15 protein-coding genes and 4 tRNA genes are annotated in these 12,700 nt (G+C 70.6%); 7 read left to right on the top strand and 12 right to left on the bottom strand.

Going from position 1 to position 12,700, the window contains the following annotated elements; all coding sequences use genetic code 11:
• Positions 1–15: 15 nt before the first annotated feature.
• The 5 genes from rplA to ACTWQE_RS03750 all read right to left on the bottom strand — a co-directional run bounded on the left by rplA (position 16) and on the right by ACTWQE_RS03750 (position 2,952).
• Entirely contained in the window at positions 16–738 is a 723-nt protein-coding gene (rplA, locus tag ACTWQE_RS03770) for a 50S ribosomal protein L1 (RefSeq protein ID WP_443327347.1), read from the bottom strand.
• A gap of 126 nt (positions 739–864) precedes the next feature.
• Positions 865–1,299 (bottom strand): 50S ribosomal protein L11, encoded by a 435-nt coding sequence (rplK, locus tag ACTWQE_RS03765; protein WP_443327346.1) that lies wholly within the window; start codon positions 1,297–1,299, stop codon positions 865–867.
• Positions 1,300–1,501: 202 nt separating this feature from the next.
• A complete protein-coding gene (gene nusG, locus ACTWQE_RS03760) occupies positions 1,502–2,404 on the bottom strand; it encodes a transcription termination/antitermination protein NusG (RefSeq protein ID WP_443327345.1) in 903 nt (300 codons plus the stop codon).
• 71 nt (positions 2,405–2,475) lie between these two features.
• Positions 2,476–2,772: a preprotein translocase subunit SecE gene (gene secE / locus ACTWQE_RS03755; RefSeq protein ID WP_443327344.1), complete on the bottom strand. Its 297-nt coding sequence runs from the start codon at positions 2,770–2,772 to the stop codon at positions 2,476–2,478.
• Positions 2,773–2,879: 107 nt separating this feature from the next.
• Positions 2,880–2,952, bottom strand: a tRNA-Trp gene (locus ACTWQE_RS03750).
• 180 nt (positions 2,953–3,132) lie between these two features.
• Between ACTWQE_RS03750 and ACTWQE_RS03745 the strand changes: the two genes are divergently transcribed.
• A complete protein-coding gene (locus ACTWQE_RS03745; RefSeq protein ID WP_443327343.1) occupies positions 3,133–4,389 on the top strand; it encodes a pyridoxal phosphate-dependent aminotransferase in 1,257 nt (418 codons plus the stop codon).
• 303 nt (positions 4,390–4,692) lie between these two features.
• Entirely contained in the window at positions 4,693–5,715 is a 1,023-nt protein-coding gene (locus ACTWQE_RS03740; RefSeq protein WP_443327342.1) for an adenosine deaminase, read from the top strand.
• Positions 5,716–6,182: 467 nt separating this feature from the next.
• Here ACTWQE_RS03740 and ACTWQE_RS03735 read toward each other — a convergent pair whose 3' ends face one another.
• The 6 genes from ACTWQE_RS03735 to ACTWQE_RS03710 all read right to left on the bottom strand — a co-directional run bounded on the left by ACTWQE_RS03735 (position 6,183) and on the right by ACTWQE_RS03710 (position 9,078).
• Positions 6,183–7,238 carry a UDP-N-acetylmuramate dehydrogenase gene (locus tag ACTWQE_RS03735; RefSeq protein WP_443327341.1) on the bottom strand — a complete coding sequence of 352 codons (1,056 nt, stop codon included), beginning with the start codon at positions 7,236–7,238 and terminating at the stop codon, positions 6,183–6,185.
• 409 nt (positions 7,239–7,647) lie between these two features.
• Positions 7,648–8,076, bottom strand: a complete 429-nt coding sequence (locus ACTWQE_RS03730; protein ID WP_443327340.1) for a MaoC family dehydratase — start codon at positions 8,074–8,076, stop codon at positions 7,648–7,650.
• Positions 8,076–8,528, bottom strand: coding sequence for an FAS1-like dehydratase domain-containing protein (locus ACTWQE_RS03725; RefSeq protein ID WP_443327339.1), 453 nt, complete (start codon positions 8,526–8,528; stop codon positions 8,076–8,078). The genes ACTWQE_RS03730 and ACTWQE_RS03725 overlap by 1 nt, the downstream gene beginning before the upstream one ends.
• A gap of 109 nt (positions 8,529–8,637) precedes the next feature.
• Positions 8,638–8,802, bottom strand: coding sequence for a 50S ribosomal protein L33 (rpmG, locus tag ACTWQE_RS03720; protein WP_004571794.1), 165 nt, complete (start codon positions 8,800–8,802; stop codon positions 8,638–8,640).
• 84 nt (positions 8,803–8,886) lie between these two features.
• Positions 8,887–8,959 (bottom strand) — tRNA-Met (locus ACTWQE_RS03715).
• A gap of 46 nt (positions 8,960–9,005) precedes the next feature.
• Positions 9,006–9,078 (bottom strand) — tRNA-Thr (locus ACTWQE_RS03710).
• 212 nt (positions 9,079–9,290) lie between these two features.
• On the opposite strand from ACTWQE_RS03710, the gene ACTWQE_RS03705 reads away from it, so the two are divergent.
• The 4 genes from ACTWQE_RS03705 (at position 9,291) to ACTWQE_RS03690 (ending at position 11,925) form a co-directional block, all read left to right on the top strand.
• Positions 9,291–10,544, top strand: a complete 1,254-nt coding sequence (locus ACTWQE_RS03705) for an amidohydrolase family protein (protein ID WP_443327338.1) — start codon at positions 9,291–9,293, stop codon at positions 10,542–10,544.
• A gap of 64 nt (positions 10,545–10,608) precedes the next feature.
• The gene (locus ACTWQE_RS03700) at positions 10,609–11,271 is read left to right on the top strand and encodes an SDR family oxidoreductase (protein WP_443327337.1); all 663 of its coding nucleotides are present in this window, start codon (positions 10,609–10,611) and stop codon (positions 11,269–11,271) included.
• Between the two features lie 181 nt (positions 11,272–11,452).
• Positions 11,453–11,677 (top strand): hypothetical protein, encoded by a 225-nt coding sequence (locus ACTWQE_RS03695; RefSeq protein WP_443327336.1) that lies wholly within the window; start codon positions 11,453–11,455, stop codon positions 11,675–11,677.
• Between the two features lie 2 nt (positions 11,678–11,679).
• A complete protein-coding gene (locus ACTWQE_RS03690) occupies positions 11,680–11,925 on the top strand; it encodes a hypothetical protein (protein ID WP_443327335.1) in 246 nt (81 codons plus the stop codon).
• Positions 11,926–11,994: 69 nt separating this feature from the next.
• Here the strand turns inward: ACTWQE_RS03690 and ACTWQE_RS03685 are convergent.
• Positions 11,995–12,074: transfer RNA gene (locus ACTWQE_RS03685), tRNA-Cys, on the bottom strand.
• A 356-nt stretch (positions 12,075–12,430) separates the two neighbouring features.
• Here ACTWQE_RS03685 and ACTWQE_RS03680 point away from each other — a divergent pair.
• Positions 12,431–12,649 (top strand): hypothetical protein, encoded by a 219-nt coding sequence (locus tag ACTWQE_RS03680; protein ID WP_443327334.1) that lies wholly within the window; start codon positions 12,431–12,433, stop codon positions 12,647–12,649.
• The last annotated feature ends 51 nt before the right edge of the window (positions 12,650–12,700 follow it).

Genomic DNA, 12,700 nt, shown 5'->3' with positions numbered 1-12,700 from the left:
CTGGATCCTTCCGGATCAGACGGAGGCGGGGTCCTCCTCGACGAGGAGGTTGCGGGTGCGGTTGGCGTCCAGCGGGATGCCGGGACCCATGGTGGTGGTCAGGGACGCCTTCTTGATGTAGCGGCCCTTGGCGGCGGACGGCTTCAGACGGAGGACCTCCTCCAGCGCCGCGCCGTAGTTCTCCACCAGCTTCGTCTCGTCGAAGGAGACCTTGCCGATGATGAAGTGGAGGTTCGCGTGCTTGTCGACACGGAACTCGATCTTGCCGCCCTTGATCTCGGTCACGGCCTTGGCCACGTCCGGGGTCACGGTGCCGGTCTTCGGGTTCGGCATCAGACCACGGGGGCCGAGCACGCGGCCCAGACGGCCGACCTTGCCCATGAGGTCCGGGGTGGCGACGACGGAGTCGAAGTCCAGGCGGCCCTTCGACACCTCGTCGATGAGCTCGTCGGCGCCGACGATGTCGGCGCCCGCGGCACGCGCGGCCTCGGCACGGTCACCGGTCGCGAAGACCAGGACCCGGGCGGTCTTACCGGTGCCGTGCGGAAGGTTCACGGTGCCACGGACCATCTGGTCGGCCTTGCGCGGGTCGACGCCCAGACGCATGGCGACCTCGACGGTCGCGTCGAACTTCGTAACGGAGGTCTCCTTGGCGAGACGGACGGCCTCGAGCGGGGCGTACAGGCGCTCCGCGTCGACCTTGGCGTCCGCAGCGCGGAGAGTCTTGCTGCGCTTCACTGCTGCTCCAGTGTGACTTATGCGGCTGGCGCCGCGTGGCGTTTGGAGTTGTGGTACGGGCCGGCGCGTGGCCCCTCCACAGCGGTGGTGCGGCTGTCAGCCCTCACCACCGGGTTGGTGCGGTTGTCAGCCCTCGACCGTGATGCCCATGGAGCGGGCGGTGCCGGAGATGATCTTCTCGGCGGCGTCCAGGTCGTTGGCGTTCAGGTCGGGCATCTTGGTAGTGGCGATGTCGCGGACCTGGTCGCGGGTGATCTTGGCGACCTTGGTCTTGTGCGGCTCGCCGGAGCCCTTCTCCACACCCGCGGCCTTGAGGATCAGCTTCGCGGCCGGCGGAGTCTTGGTGATGAAGGTGAAGGAGCGGTCCTCGTAGACCGTGATCTCCACCGGCACGACCATGCCACGCTGCGACTCGGTCGCGGCGTTGTAGGCCTTGCAGAACTCCATGATGTTGACGCCGTGCTGGCCCAGCGCGGGGCCGACCGGCGGAGCCGGGTTGGCGGCACCGGCCTGGATCTGGAGCTTGATCAGCCCCGTGACCTTCTTCTTCTTGGGAGGCATGCTCTCTCCGGGTCCTAGTGAGAGTTTCTTCGCCTCCGAACCGGATCATCCGGATGGAGGCATACCGCACAACGATAGCGGGTATAGCTGTGCGGCCAAAAACCGAGCAGGTCAGACAGTCCCCCGGCATTCCACGAGGGAACGCCGAGAGCCGGTCTGACCTGGTCGGTGGCGGATGGTCCGGAGAACCGGGTCCGGAGACTCAGTTCTTCTGGATCTGGTCGAAGCTCAGCTCGACCGGGGTCTCGCGACCGAAGATCTCGACGAGGCCCTTGACCTTCTTCGAGTCGGCGTTGATCTCGTTGATCGTCGCCTGGAGGGTCGCGAACGGGCCGTCGGTGACGGTGACGGAGTCGCCGACCTCGAAGTCCAGCACCTGGACCTCGACCTTGCGGCTCGGCGCCGGGACACCGGCCTCCTCGGCGGCCTGCTTCGCGGCGGCCTCCTCGGCCTCCGGGGCGAGCATCTTGACGATCTCGTCCAGCGTCAGCGGGTACGGGTCGTAGGCGTTGCCCACGAAGCCGGTGACGCCCGGGGTGTTCCGGACGACGCCCCACGACTCGTTCGTCAGGTCCATGCGCACCAGCACGTAGCCGGGGAGCTTGTTCTGACGGACGGTGCGGCGGTCGCCGTTCTTGATCTGGACGACCTCTTCCTGCGGCACCTCGGCCTGGAAGATGTAGTCCTCGACGTTGAGCGATACGGCACGCTGCTCGAGGTTGGTCTTCACGCGGTTCTCGTAACCCGCGTAGGTGTGGATCACGTACCACTCGCCCGGGAGGGTGCGCAGTTCCTCACGGAGGGCCGCGACCGGGTCGGCCGGAGCCTCCTCCTCACCGGCGGCGGTGGCGTCCTCGTCGGTCTCGGCGAGCGCGGCGGCGTCGTCCTCGATGTGCAGGGCGGCCTTCTCGGCCGACTCCCCCACGGCGGCGTCGGCAGCTTCGGCGAGGTCGACCTCGTCGGCACCTTCGACGATGTCCAGTGCGTCGTCGTCGAGCCGGTCCTCATCGACCGTGTCCGGGGCATCCACGGCCGCCTCGGCCGTCGCCGCAGCCTCTTCGCCCTCGACGGGCTCGACGGCGTCGTTCAGGTTCGGGTCAGACACGGTGGCTGCTTCTTCCTGGCTTCAATGGGTGGAACAGGCGGAGGAAAACCTCGCGGGCGCCCTCCGCGGGATCAGCCGAAGACGTACTTGACGGCCTCGGAGAATCCATAGTCAATCACGGTTACAAGACCGATCATGATGACAACGAAGACAATGACGACTGTCGTATAAGTCGTCAGCTGGCTGCGCGTGGGCCAGACGACCTTGCGCAGTTCCGCGATGATCTGTCGGTAGAACAGCGCGAGCCGGGCCATGGGGCCCTTCTTCCCACGCTTTCCGCCGCGACGGCTCTTCTTGGCCGGAAACTCGTCCTCGTCTTCGGGACGACCGCTTTCAGGCGTCGCGGTGGAGCCAGGGGCTGCCGTCACTCGTCCTCACCTGAATCCCGGGTCGTGGCCGTGCCGCGCCCGGTGGAGCCGCACGGCGATGCATTTCGTACGTACATGCGCACACATCCTGGCGAAGGTGTGTGTAGCAGGGCCGGAGGGACTTGAACCCCCAACCGCTGGTTTTGGAGACCAGTGCTCTACCAATTGAGCTACGACCCTTTGTGTGCCCCCAACGTACCGCATCCGCCCGGGTGCACGGAGTGCGCAGGGTGGAGCGGCCGGTGAAGGCCAACGACGAGTGAGTGTACGTGTTCGCGGGCTGGGCGTCGAACAGGTACTGCCGGATCCCGGCCGCAAACCCCTGTGCCAGGTCTCGCCGTGGTCTGCGACGATGCTGTTATGAGCGCTGCTACTCCACCCGCACACACCCCCGAATCCGCGCCCGGCCCCACGGACCGACGGGTCTCGGCCCGTATCGGCGCGATCTCCGAGTCCGCCACCCTGGCCGTGGACGCGAAGGCCAAGGCCCTCAAGGCCGCCGGCCGCCCCGTGATCGGTTTCGGCGCGGGCGAGCCCGACTTCCCCACGCCCGACTACATCGTCGAGGCTGCGGTGGAGGCCGCCCGCAACCCGAAGTACCACCGCTACACCCCGGCCGGCGGCCTCCCCGAGCTCAAGGCCGCGATCGTCGCCAAGACCCTCCGCGACTCCGGCTACGAGATCGAGCCGGCGCAGGTCCTGGTCACCAACGGCGGCAAGCAGGCGATCTACGAGGCGTTCGCCACGGTCCTCGACCCGGGTGACGAGGTCATCGTCCCGGCGCCGTACTGGACGACCTACCCCGAGTCGATCCGGCTGGCGGGCGGCGTCCCGGTGGACGTCGTCGCCGACGAGACCACCGGCTACCGCGTCTCCGTGGAGCAGCTGGAGGCCGCCCGTACGGACCGTACGAAGGTGGTGCTGTTCGTCTCCCCCTCCAACCCGACGGGTGCCGTCTACTCGCGCGAGCAGGTCGAGGAGATCGGCCGCTGGGCCGCCGAGCACGGCCTGTGGGTGATGACGGACGAGATCTACGAACACCTGGTGTACGGGGACGCGGAGTTCTCCTCGCTGCCGGTCGTCGTACCGGAGCTGCGTGACAAGTGCATCGTGGTCAACGGTGTCGCCAAGACGTACGCCATGACCGGCTGGCGGGTCGGGTGGGTCATCGCTCCCCAGGACGTGATCAAGGCCGCGACCAACCTGCAGTCGCACGCCACCTCGAATGTCTCCAACGTGGCCCAGGTCGCGGCGCTCGCCGCCGTCTCGGGTGACCTGGACGCCGTGCGGCGGATGGGCGAGGCCTTCGACCGGCGGCGCCGGACCATCGTGCGGATGCTGAACGAGATCGACGGCGTGACGTGCCCGGAGCCGGAGGGTGCCTTCTACGTCTACCCGACGGTGAAGGAACTGCTCGGCAAGGAGATCCGGGGCAAGCGGCCGCGGACGAGCGTGGAGCTGGCCGAGGTCATCCTGGAGGAGGCCGAGGTCGCGGTGGTGCCGGGCGAGGCTTTCGGCACGCCGGGCTACCTGCGCCTGTCGTACGCACTGGGCGACGAGGACCTGGTCGAGGGCGTGTCGCGGCTCCAGAAGCTGCTGGGTGAGGCGCGCGCGTAGCGCCCCTCCGCATGGCTGTGTGCCGCGGGCTTCCGGCTTCGGCCGGAAGCCCGCGGGCGTTTGGAGGGCCTCTGCGGCGACGGGTCTGCGGAGGGGCCTCTGCGGAGCGGGCTGTCCGGAGGCGGGTCCGCCTGCGCGGGCCTGCGTAGGGGATCCGGCTCCGCGGGTCCGACCGCGCGGGCCGGTCGGGGCCGGCGGTCGGGGCTGGCCGGTCGGGGCCGCTGGGTCGAACGCTTCTGTGGGCAACCCCTCGATCGGGCAATGCCCTACCCCGCCGGCCGCCGGATGCGGCAGGATCCTGGGATGGAGAGCGTGCGCGATGTCCGTCAGCTGCCGAAGGCCCATCTGCATCTGCATTTCACCGGGTCGATGCGGCCCGGCACCCTGCTGGAGCTCGCCGACAAGTACGGCGTCCACCTCCCGGAGGCCCTGAACGGCGGCGAACCGCCGAAGCTGCGGGCCACCGATGAGCGCGGGTGGTTCCGTTTCCAGCGGCTGTACGACATCGCACGGTCCTGCCTCAGATCGCCCGAGGACATCCAGCGGCTCGTCCGGGAGGCGGCGGAGGAGGACCTGCGGGACGGATCCGGCTGGCTGGAGATCCAGGTCGACCCCACCTCGTACGCGCCACGGCTCGGTGGGCTGATCCCCGCGATGGAGATCATCCTCGACGCCGTGGAGAGCGCCTCGCGCGCCACCGGGATCGGTATGCGGGTGCTGGTCGCGGCGAACCGTACGAAGCATCCGCTGGACGCGCGGACCCTGGCACGGCTCGCGGTCCGGTACGCCGAGCGCGGGGTCGTGGGCTTCGGGCTCTCGAACGACGAGCGGCGCGGGTTCGCACGGGACTTCGACCGGGCCTTCGCGATCGCCCGGGACGGCGGTCTGCTGGCGGCGCCGCACGGAGGCGAGCTGTCGGGGCCCGGCAGTGTGCGGGACTGTCTCGACGACCTGGACGCGGGGCGGATCGGACACGGCGTGCGGGCGGCGGAGGACCCGCGGCTGCTGCGGAAGCTGGCCGAGCGCGGGGTGACCTGCGAGGTCTGTCCGTCGTCGAACGTGGCGCTGGGCGTCTACGAGAAGCCGGAGGACGTACCGCTGCGGACGCTGTTCGAGGCGGGCGTGCCGATGGCGCTGGGCGCGGACGACCCACTGCTGTTCGGGACGCGGCTGGCGGCCCAGTACGACCTGGCACGGGAGCACCACGACTTCACGGACGCCGAGCTGGCGGAGCTGGCACGGCAGTCGGTACGGGGGTCGGCCGCGCCTGCGGAGATCCGGGAGCGACTGCTCGACGGGATCGCGGACTGGCTCGGGGAGTCGTAGAAGGACGACTCCGGTCTCGGCGACTGCGGTCTTGGGCGACTGCGGGGCAGGGACGGGCTCGAGGGGGCCGCCTCGGCGGGCTCGAGGCGCGGTCGCAGCGGGGTCGGGCTTCGAGGCCGAGCCTTGGGCCGTGGGGCCCGGTTCTTGAAGGACAGGTGTCGTGGAGTCCCAGGCCGGCCCGCGGGTGGCGGCACTGGCGGGCTCCGCCGGGGCGCGCGGTGCTGACACCACGGTGACGGAGGGCCGGCGACGGGTGCGGTCAGTCGGTTCCGGCGCTTCCGCACGGCAGGGGGCCCGGGTCCGCTCCGGCTGGGTCCGGGACGGCACCGCGGGGCCCGCCGAGGAGCGCCCGATCCTGGTCCCGTACGGGGGCGGGGGACGGCACCTCGGGCCCGCGAGGCGGGGACGGCCCGACCGGGCCAGGCTGGGTGGAGGTCCGCACCGGAGCGGCACGGCGGGTGCCGCACTCAGAGGCTGACGCCGACCGTCACCGGCTCGTTGACGAGACTGACGCCGAAGGCCTCGCGGACGCCGTCGCGCACCTCGCGTGCGAGGGCTAGCAGATCCTCGGTTGTCGCGGCCCCGCGGTTGGTGAGGGCCAGCGTGTGCTTGGTGGAGATGCGGGCGGGGCCCGTGCCGTACCCCTTGGTGAAACCCGCCTTGTCGATCAGCCAGGCCGCGGACGTCTTGATGCGGCCGTCACCCGCCGGGTAGGCGGGCGGCACCGTGTCCGGGCCGAGGCGCTCGTGGACGCGGGCGAGAAAGACCGTGTGTTCGCCCGTGGTGAGGATCGGATTGGTGAAGAAGGAGCCGGCGGACCAGGTGTCGTGGTCATCGGCGTCCAGGACCATGCCCTTGCCGGAGCGGAGCTTCAGGACGGCCTCGCGGGCGGTGGCGGCCGGAACGCGGTCGCCGGGCTCGACACCGAGGGAACGGGCGAGTTCGGCGTATGTGACCGGGGCGGACAGGCCTTCGGCGTCCTCGAGCGCGAAGCGGACGCGGAGGACCACGTAGCGGGTGGGATCGGCCTTGAAGCGGCTGTGCCGGTAGGAGAAGCCGCAGTCGGCGTTCGGGATGGTCACCGTCGCGTCCGTCCGTCGGTCGTAGGCGACGACCTCGGTGATGACGGAGGAGACCTCCTGGCCGTAGGCGCCGACGTTCTGGATCGGGGTCGCACCTGCGGAGCCGGGGATTCCGGCGAGGCATTCGATACCGGCGAAACCTGCCGCGACGGTCCGCGCGACCGCGTCCGACCAGTTCTCGCCGGCCGCGAGCTCGAGGCGGCTGCCCGCGAGGTCGAAGCCGGGGGTGGCGATGCGCAGGGCGGTGCCCTCAAAGCCCTTGTCGCTGATGACGAGGTTGCTGCCGCCGCCGATGACCAGGAGGGGCGTCGCGGTCGCGTCGGCTTCGCGGACCGCGGCGATCACCTCGTCGTCCGTGGTGGCGGTGACGAGGCGGGCGGCGGGGCCGCCGAGCCGGAACGTGGTCAGCGGGGCGAGGGGGGCGTCGTGGAGTTCCTGCACGCGCCAAGCGTACGGGGAGCGCGCCGGGGGGAAATCCTCGGTACTCCCCGGCGGCCGTCCGCGAGCGAGAGCCGGCCGGCTGCGCCGATCCTGGACGAGCCGCTGCACGAGACGCCGCACGCGCTCCCCCACGAGCCGCGGCACGGCGCGTCCCGGACGCGCCTCCGGGTACCGGAACGGACACGTCGCTATCTTCCGCACGGACTCCCACACATGCCCCTGCACGGTGCTCCCGCAGGGCCCTACGCGTACTCGTGCGGACGAATCCCTCGCCCGCTCCCGCGTGGGCTGCTGCGGGGGCGCGTTCGCCAGCTCCCTCACCGGCCTTCCGGACCCAGCCATGCGTAAGGGACCCACGGACGCTCCGTGCCCCCGCCCGTGCACCCGAACGGGCGGGCCGAGCTGCGGCTCAGGCGAGGCGGACCAGGGCGCGGGACATGCCCAGCACCTTCTGGCCCGCGCTGACCGCGGTCAGGTCGACCCGGACCGTACGGTCGTCCAGTTTGGCGGCGACCTTGGCGCTGACCTCGATGGCCGCCCCGCGGCCGTCGTCGGGGACCACGACGGGCTTGGTGAAGCGCACCCCGTATTCGACGACGGCACCCGGGTCCCCGGCCCAGTCGGTGACGACACGGATCGCCTCGGCCATCGTGAACATGCCATGCGCGATGACGTCGGGGAGACCGACCTCCTTGGCGAACTTCTCGTTCCAGTGGATCGGATTGAAGTCGCCGGAGGCCCCCGCGTAGCGGACCAGCGTCTCGCGGGTCACCGGGAAGGTCTGCGCGGGCAGTTCCGTGCCGACCTCGACGTCGTCGTAGGAGATCGTCGCGGTCATCAGGCCTCCTCGGCGGCGCGGGCCACCAGCTTCGTGTGCGCGGTGACGACATGTTCGCCGCTGTCGTCGTACACCTCGCCGCGGATCGACAACACATCGTTTCCGGCGAGGGATTTGATCGATTCAATAAAAGAGGTGACCGAGAGACGGTCACCGGCGCGCACGGGGCGGGTCTGGACGAACTTCTGGTCGCCGTGGACGACCCGGCTGTAGTCCAGGCCGAGGGCGGGGTCCTCGATGACCTGTCCGGCCGCCTTGAAGGTGATCGCGAACACGAAAGTCGGCGGGGCGATCACATCCGGGTGGCCGAACTCCTTGGCCGCGTCCGGGTCGGTGTAGACCGGATTGGCGTCCCCGATCGCCTCGGCGAACTCACGGATCTTCTCCCGGGCGACCTCGTACGGCGGGGTGGGCGGGTAGGACCGCCCGACGAACGACTGGTCGAGCGCCATCTGCTCTCCCTGTAGTGCGGCAATGGCCAGAAGGGCCTGTGTCGATGGAACGGGGCCAACGACGCGAGGCCGCCCCCAGCATGGGGACGGCCTCGCGTACGAGCCGGTTTTATCGCGTCTCGCGGTGCGCGGTGTGCGCGTTGCAGCGCGGGCAGTGCTTCTTCATCTCAAGACGGTCCGGGTCGTTACGCCGGTTCTTCTTGGTGATGTAGTTCCGCTCCTTGCACTCCACGCAGGCCAGCGTGATCTTCGGGCGGACGTCGGTGGCAGCCACGTGAGTGCTCCTTGCCGGACGGATGGATGAACGCAGAAAAGAGTAGCCGATCGGAGGACCGACCCCACAATCGGCTACTGTCAGTAGCGGTGACCGGACTTGAACCGGTGACACAGCGATTATGAGCCGCTTGCTCTACCGACTGAGCTACACCGCTTTGATGCGTGCGTACCCCGCCCGAGGGCGGGACACTCGCACATCAGAGCCCCAATACGGAATCGAACCGTAGACCTTCTCCTTACCATGGAGACGCTCTGCCGACTGAGCTATTGGGGCGAGCGATGAAGACATTACACGGTCGGCAGCCGAACGTGAAATCCGTATCGGAGCGTCCTGCCATGCCTCATGGCCACCACAGCAGTACGACTATTCGGCTCCTCCTCGATGCCGCAGCGGCCGCGCCTTAGGCTCGTCCCGCGCTGCGTGATCTTGGCGGCGCGTCCCCCCAGGAGGACGACCACGGGCCCCCGAACACCCCAGGGAGCACGATGCCCGAGAGCCACCCGCAGCAACCCCCGAGACGCGACGGTTCCGGCCCGGACGCCGCTGCGCTGCTGCTGTGCGGCGCCGGACTCGCGGACGGCCGGACCGTGGACGTACGGCTCAGCGGCGGGCGCATCGAGGCCGTCGGCACGGCCGGGAGCCTGGAGCGCGCCGGGGGCGCGGCCGCCGGCAGGCGCGTCGATCTCGCCGGCTATCTGCTGCTGCCGGCGCCCGCCGAGCCGCATGCCCACAGCGACACGGCCCTCACCGCCGACGCGGACGGGCCCGTCTCGTACGCCCCGGCGGATGTCCAGCGGCGCACCACCGAGGCCGCGCTGCTGCAGCTGGGACACGGCGCGACGGCGCTGCGCTCCCATGTGCGGATCGGCGACGTGCAGGGGCTGAGCTCGCTCGAGGCCGTGCTCCAGGCCGGGCGGACGCTGCGCGGCCTGACCGACCTCAGCGCCGTCGCCGTACCGCGGGTGCTCACCGGTGCGGCCGGGGCGGACGGGCTGGCGATGCTCCGCGACGCGGTGAAGATGGGCGCCCCCGTGGTCGGCGGCTGCCCCGACCTCGACCCGGACCCGACGGGGTATGTGGAGGCCGTTCTGGAGGTCGCGGCCGAGCACGGCTGCGCCGTCGATCTGCATACGGAGGGTGACGACCCCGCCAGGCTCGCGCGGCTCGCGGCGATGGCGGGCGGTCTGCGGCCGGGGGTCGCGGTGGGGCCGTGCGCGGGACTGGCGAAGCTGTCGCAGGAAAGGGCGGCGCGGGCGGCGGACCAGCTCGCGGCAGCCGGTATCACGGTGGTCTGTCTACCGCAGGGCGGCTGCGGCTCGACACACCGGCGGGCGGGCGCGGCTCCGGTGCGACTGCTGCGGGCGGCGGGCGTACGGGTCGCTGCGGGCAGCGGGGCGATGCGGGATGTGGCGAACCCGGTGGGGCGCGGAGATCCGTTGGAGGCCGCGTATCTGCTCGTCACGCAGGGCGGGGAGCAGCCCGGCGCGGCGTACGACGCGGTGAGCGGGCAGGCGCGGGCGGCGATGGGGCTGCCGGAGGTACGGGTGGAGGCCGGCTTCCCGGCCGAACTGCTCGCGGTGCGCGGTTCCGGGCTCGCGGGGGTGCTCTCACTGGCGTACAGCCGGGTGGTGGTGCACCGGGGGCGTGTGGTGGCGCGGACCAGCGCGGTGCGGGAGTACTGCGACTCGGCCGCGGTGGCGGCGCTGGACCTGCCGCGGCAGGCGCAGGGCGGTTCCTGACCCGTCCGCTCGCTCCACACGCCGTCGAGGTGCGGCACCGGCTCCCCGGCGTACGGTCGGAACCATGCGCATTGTCATCGCTGGTGGACACGGTCAGATCGCGCTACGGCTGGAGCGGTTGCTCGCCGGGCGCGGAGACGAGGTAGCGGGGATCATCCGCAAACCCGAGCAGGCGGACGATCTGCGGGCCGCGGGCGCCGAACCGGTTGTGTGCGATCTCGAGTCGGCGTCGGTCGACGAGGTCGCGTCCCATCTCGAGGGGGCGGACGCGGCGGTGTTCGCGGCGGGCGCGGGGCCGGGCAGTGGCGTCGAGCGGAAGGAGACCGTGGACAAGGGGGCCGCACAGCTGTTCGCGGACGCGGCGGAACGGGCCGGTGCCCGGCGTTTCCTCGTCGTCTCCTCCATGGGCGCGGACAGCGAGCCGCCGCCGGACACGGACCCGGTCTTCGCCGCCTATCTGCGGGCCAAGGGAGCCGCGGACGCCTACGTACGGTCCAAGAAGGGCCTCGACTGGACGATCCTGCGCCCCGGAGCGCTCACCAACGAGCCGGGGACGGGCATGGTCCGTCTCGTCGAGCACACGGGGCGCGGGCAGATTCCCCGCGACGACGTGGCGGCCGTGCTCGGGGCGCTGCTGCTGGAGCCGGGCACGGCCGGCCACGTACTGGAGCTGATCAGCGGACCGATGCGGGTCGAGGAGGCGGTCGCGGCGGTGGCCAGGGGCTGAGACCGCGAACTCGCGAACCCTGCGAACCCACACGGACCTCACCGACCTCACTGACTTCGCCAACCCCACAGAAGTTACGGACCTCGCGAACCCTGCAAACCCCACAGAGTTCGCGGACCTCGCGGATCCAGCGGGCCGCTGCCGGGATGCGCCCGGCAGCGGCCCGCCGCACGCTGGGGGCATGAACGGACAGCAGGGCCCTCCCGTGGTCGTGCACCCGTGGCTGGACGGCACGCGCCGCGTGACGATCCGCGGCGAGTCGGTCGGCAAGGCGCATTCGCTGCGGGACGTCGTCGAGTTCCTCCGCGTGGCGGGCCTGGACGAGCACATCGTCCGGGTGGACGACCCGGACCTCATCGAGTGGCGCGGCGGCGGCCCGGCGGACTGGCCGGACGAACAGGTCTAGCCATGGAAGCCCCCATCACCAGGGACGAGCGCACGGTCCTCCGGGCGATCGCCGACTTCCTGGACACGAAGCCGCCGGTCTGTCCCCACCGGGGCGATCTCGTACGGGCCACGGGCCTGACCGAGGAGGACGTCACCGAGGCCCTCCGGTCGCTGGAGCGCCTGGACTACATCGTGATCGGCACCCCTGCCCTGGGCGGGACGGGCGAGATCAGCCACATCACGAGAACGGGCCAGCACCACCTGTGAGCACGCGAGCGCACCCGGCATGAGATCAGCCCCCGACCAGACGTGCTGGTCGGGGGCTGATCCTGAGTGTGGCGGGTGCAGGGTTCGAACCTGCGTAGGCGTAAGCCGACAGATTTGCAGACTCCTGACGTGCTCTCCTAGATTGCACCTTTGACCTGCAAGAACAGGGCGACGCAGCTTAGATCGGCGCCCAGTCGTCCACACGTCGTCCAGAGCGGCACAGTAGGCATCCACCGAACTACGCCGTTTCGTTCTGACCACCAAGCGGTGCACCCGGCCCCCCGCGTGCGCGGCTGACCGGCAGACAACGCGGTTGTGGAGCAGGGGCTGTCGAACGACTGACGGCTCCTGGACTGTGCGGCAATTGAGGAGATCCGGAGCAGCTGCGGTCCGGGCCGTCAGCGGGGGAGGGCGTTCCATGGCAGCACAACGGGGCGGTACGAGCGGCGGAGCCTTACCGCCGCCCTCCGCACCAGGTCCGGCCGGCATCCCTGCGCCGGGCCCCGTGCCGCCAGACCCCGTAGTCCCGCCCGACAACCGCCTGCTGCGCGCGGGCCGCAGGTACCGCGCCCTCTCCACCGCCAACAAGCTCGGCCTGTGGAGTGTGGTCGTCGCTGCTCTTGCTTTCGCCGTCCCCACCGCCATATCGGCCCGGCAGTCGCTCTTCCCTGCCGACCCGGCCACGCTGTTGTCTTGGACGGTGGAGATAGGGACTTCCGGGTAGTCCCGACCGGGGACGACACAGCGTGAAGGTGACGGGTGCACGCCCGGCTAA

Source organism: Streptomyces sp. 8N706, assembly GCF_052245415.1.
Taxonomy (GTDB): Bacteria; Actinomycetota; Actinomycetes; order Streptomycetales; family Streptomycetaceae; genus Streptomyces.
This window is presented reverse-complemented; position numbering and strand designations above follow the sequence as displayed.